Source organism: Kitasatospora sp. NPDC093558, from assembly GCF_040683475.1.
In the GTDB taxonomy this organism is placed as follows: Bacteria; Actinomycetota; Actinomycetes; order Streptomycetales; family Streptomycetaceae; genus Kitasatospora.
Map to the genome: position 1 here is coordinate 1 of NZ_JBFBDY010000555.1, position 4,087 is coordinate 4,087.

The 4,087-nt window shown below is 69.3% G+C and carries 3 protein-coding genes and 1 pseudogene; 2 read left to right on the plus strand and 2 right to left on the minus strand.

Translation table 11 applies throughout. From position 1 onward, the window contains the following. Window positions 1-636 (minus strand): ScbR family autoregulator-binding transcription factor (locus AB0O00_RS31270; protein WP_363657489.1); only part of this gene is annotated, 636 nt, incomplete at its 3' end. A 101-nt stretch (window positions 637-737) separates the two neighbouring features. On the opposite strand from AB0O00_RS31270, the gene AB0O00_RS31275 reads away from it, so the two are divergent. Together AB0O00_RS31275 and tnpB are read left to right on the plus strand one after the other, a co-directional pair. Then, window positions 738-1,694 carry a ScbA/BarX family gamma-butyrolactone biosynthesis protein gene (locus AB0O00_RS31275; RefSeq protein WP_363657491.1) on the plus strand — a complete coding sequence of 319 codons (957 nt, stop codon included), beginning with the start codon at window positions 738-740 and terminating at the stop codon, window positions 1,692-1,694. 461 nt (window positions 1,695-2,155) lie between these two features. Continuing rightward, window positions 2,156-3,496: pseudogene (gene tnpB, locus AB0O00_RS31280) on the plus strand (IS607 family element RNA-guided endonuclease TnpB); the annotation flags it as partial. A 15-nt stretch (window positions 3,497-3,511) separates the two neighbouring features. Here the strand turns inward: tnpB and AB0O00_RS31285 are convergent. Next, window positions 3,512-3,820, minus strand: a complete 309-nt coding sequence (locus AB0O00_RS31285) for a hypothetical protein (protein WP_363657493.1) — start codon at window positions 3,818-3,820, stop codon at window positions 3,512-3,514. Between the last annotated feature and the right edge of the window lie 267 nt (window positions 3,821-4,087).

Genomic DNA, 4,087 nt, shown 5'->3' on the forward strand with positions numbered 1-4,087 from the left:
GGCCCTCCCCGGCTTGACGGCCCGCACCGGCACCGTCGCGCTCAGCCGGGCCCTGGCCTCCGGGGTCGCGATCCCGGGCAGCAGGAAGCGCCACAGCGACTCGATACGGTCGGGCAGGTCCGCCCGGCCCGAAGCGATCTGGGAGAACAGCTGCGTCCCGCTGTAGGCGCCGACCAGGATGCGGGCGAACTCCTCCTCGTCCACGTCCGGCAGCAGGTCCCCGCTCGCGCGCGCGGCGCGCAGCTGCTGGGCGAAGTGGTCCGCCCAGGCCTGGTAGGCCCGGTCGTCCTGGACGCCGAACTCCCCCTGCTCGACGGCGAGTCGGACCCCGGCCCGCAGCAGGGTGTTGGTCTGGAGCTCGAAGGCGATGTCGAAGGTGGTGTCGATCAGCTGCTGCAGCCCGTCCTCGCCCCGGGGCAGGTCCAGGTCGTCCGCCTGGGCCATCATCACCTCAACGGCCAGCGCCTCCTTGGACTTGAAGTGGAAGTACATCCCTCCCGGAGTCACCCCGGCCCGCTTCATGATCTTGCTGATGCTCGCACCGCTGAAGCCGAACTCGTCGAACACCTCGGCCGCCGCCCGGAGGATCACCGCCTTTGTCCTGATCGCCCGCTCCTGCTTCGGCTCCCTCACCATCGGATCCCCGCCTCCCCTCGACAAAGAAAACGAACACCCTTTATTTTATGGGGGCGGCGCTCGCCGCACTAGCGCAAGTCGAGCACGACACCAGGTCCCACATGACGTCCAAACGGGGGAAGTCCGTGACCACGACTGCTCATCAGCCCTTGCCTTGCACCCTGTCCACCGCCGTACCCAGGGAGTACGTGCACAAAGCGACCATGGCGGAGGTCCTGCTGACCGGCTGGCAGGTCGACCGCCGCGAGCCGGACACCTTCACGGCCACCGCGCAGTGGCCGCGCTCGCACAGCTACTACTACGCGGCCGGCGAGAGACTGCACGACCCGCTCCTGTTCGCCGAGACCGTCCGCCAGCTCCTGCCGCTGCTCTCGCACGCCGCCTACGACGTGCCGTTCGGCCATCAGCTGATCTGGGACCGGTTCAGCTTCGAACTGAACGCCGCGGCCCTGCACATCGAGTGCAGACCCGCGGAGCTGCACCTGCACATCAGCTGTCACGACATCACCCACCGCCGGGGTGTGCTGTCCGGCATGGCCATGGAGGTGGTCGCCTCACGCGACGGCGTGCACCTGGGCACGGCCCTCTCGCGGTTCACCTGCCACTCGCCGACCGTCTACGCCCGCCTGCGCGGCCGCCCGGACGGCAGCCCGACGGCCATCCCGGTGCCGCCGCCGCTCGCCCCGCACCACGCCATGCGCGACCGGCTGTCCGACGTGGTGCTCTCACACGCCGTCACCGCCAACCGCTGGCAGCTGCGGGTGGACACCGACCACCCGGTCCTCTTCGACCACCCGGTCGACCACGCCCCGGGCATGCTGCTGATCGAGGCCGCCCGGCAGGCCGGGCACGCGGCCAGCTACCCCAGCCACGGTGTACTCGTGGGCCTGGACAACGCGTTCGGCCAGTACGCCGAACTCGACGCACCGTGCTGGATCCAGGCCGCTCCGCTGCCCGGACAGCAGCCCAACGAGACCCGCCTGACCATCACGGCGTGCCAGCACGACCGGGAGATCTACTCCGCCGTCGCCACGTACGCCCACGCGCCCGCACTCTGAGACCGGGCACCTTGCACTGTGCACTCCTGCGGATCCCGTAGCGTCAGCCACGCTGCGGGGTCCGCGCTTTCGCGTTCCGGTGCCGTCGAGGGGGAAAGTCGCCGGCACCGTCTTGCCATGCACACGCCGAAGATTCGGAGTGCCCACCCATCGTTCACGATGCAGGGCCGATTTGGCAACCCCTCCTCCGAATCGAACAGCCGATGTTCGACTGCGAAGCGGGAACTGACGAACGGTAACCCTGGACCAGAGGTTTAGGCCCGGTCCGTCCGCCGCCGGCCAAGGGCGGCCCGGGGCGGCCCGCAGCGGCCGCCCCGCGCGGTCGCAGACCGTAGCCGCAAAGGGGGTAGCACAACTGTTGCCAAATTCATCGACATTCCTCAACAATTCGGGCATTTGGGCCGGTTGTCGGTGCTAGGCGGTACGGTCGGCTGGTGATCGTGACGTAGGCGTACCGCTTTGCGCTCGACCCGACGCAGTGTCAGGTCGATGCGCTGTTGCGGCATGCCGGGGCGGCGCGGGTGGCCTACAACTGGGCGCTCGCGCGGGTCAAGGCGAACCTGTCCCAGCGGGAGGCGGAGAGGTCGTATGGCGTCGAGGACCTGACGCCTGCGTTCGGCTGGTCGATGTACTCCCTGCGCAAGGCGTGGAACCAGGCCAAGGACGACGTCGCGCCGTGGTGGCCGGAGTGCTCCAAGGAGGCCTACGCCACCGGCCTGGACCAGCTCGCCACGGGGTTGAAGAACTGGTCCGACTCGAAGAAGGGCAGGCGCAAGGGCCGCCCGATGGGTTTCCCCCGTTTCAAGGCGAAGCGCAGGGCCGTCACGTCGTGCCGGTTCACCACCGGGGCCATCCGGCTGGAGAGGCGCACGCACGTCGTGCTGCCTGTGCTCGGCCGGATCAGGACGCACGAGTCCACCCGCAAGCTGGCCCGCAGGATCGAGAGCGGCACCGCGCGGATCAAGTCCGCGACCGTGCGCCTGGACGCCGGGCGCTGGTACGTCGCGTTCTGCGTCGAGGTCGAACGACCCGACACGGCGCCGCGGCGGCCGGATGCGGTGATCGGCGTCGACCTCGGCGTGAAGACCCTCGCGGTGTTCTCCGACGGCCGGCCCCCGGCCGAGAACCCGAAACACCACGACCACGCCCTCAGGAAACTGCGGCGCCTGTCGCGCACCGTCTCCCGCCGCACCGGCCCCGACCGCCGCACCGGCCGACAGCCCTCGAAGCGCTGGCTGCGCGCCAACGACCAGCGCAACAAGGTCCACCACCGCGTCGCCGACCTGCGGCGCGACGGCATCCACCAGCTCACCACCGAACTCGCCCGCGAGTACGGCACGATCGTGGTCGAAGACCTCAACGTCGCCGGAATGGTCAAGAACCACAGGCTCGCCCGGGCCGTCTCCGACGCCGGATTCGGCGAGATCCGCCGCCAACTCGCCTACAAAACCGTCTGGAACGGCGGCCGGCTCGACGTCGCCGACCGCTGGTTCCCCAGCTCCAGGACGTGCTCCGACTGCCGGGCAGTGAAACCCAAACTGCCCCTGCGAGTACGCACCTTCAGCTGTGAACACTGCGGCCTGGTCATCGACCGCGATGAGAACGCCGCACGCAACCTCGCTTCCCTCGTGAAGCGCCACGTCGCCGGGAGTGGCCCGAAGACACAAAACGGACGTGGAGCCGACCGTAAGACGGGACCCGGTCCCGCAGGTGGCAGTGAAGCGTCAACCTTGCACCGGCCCCCAAACCGGATCAGACGAGAACCTTTGCCCAGTGATGGGCAAATCCTTGAGATTCACTGATCTCTCAAGGAACGGTCACTCGCGCCGCTCGCGCAGGGTGGCGGCGGTGAAGGAGACGGCGAGCACGATGGCGAGGGCGACCAGGACCGAGCCGATGACGACCGCGGTCCAGCCGCCGCTGGTGAGGTTGTCCAGCTGCTCGCGGTAGGTGGAGGTCTGGGGTCCGGGCATGCCCTCGGAGAACGAGCCGCCGGTGCGGGGCCGGCAGATGTCCTCGGGCGACATGGGTTTGCCGTAGCAGGTGGGCACGGCGCCGTGGAGCTTGTGGACGCCGAGCATGAGCAGGCCGGCGCCCGCGACGAACAGAACGAGCACGATCAGCATGCCCCGGCCTTCCGTTTCCCCCGTGTGTGCCGGTGTCCGGCACCTTTCGCGCGACTGTACCCGGGAGGGGTTGACCGAACCCGGCCAAACGTCGACAGGTCGGTCACAGTCGAGTCAAATCGGCTGGGGCGGCGGCCCGTTGGGCCGACACTGTGCGGCATGAGTGCGACGCGTGGTGGCGTGGGGGCCCTGGTGGCCGTGTGTGTCGCCGTCCCCGCCTGCGAGAAGCCCGACGGCACCCGGAGCAAGCCCGCGCTCATGCAGTTC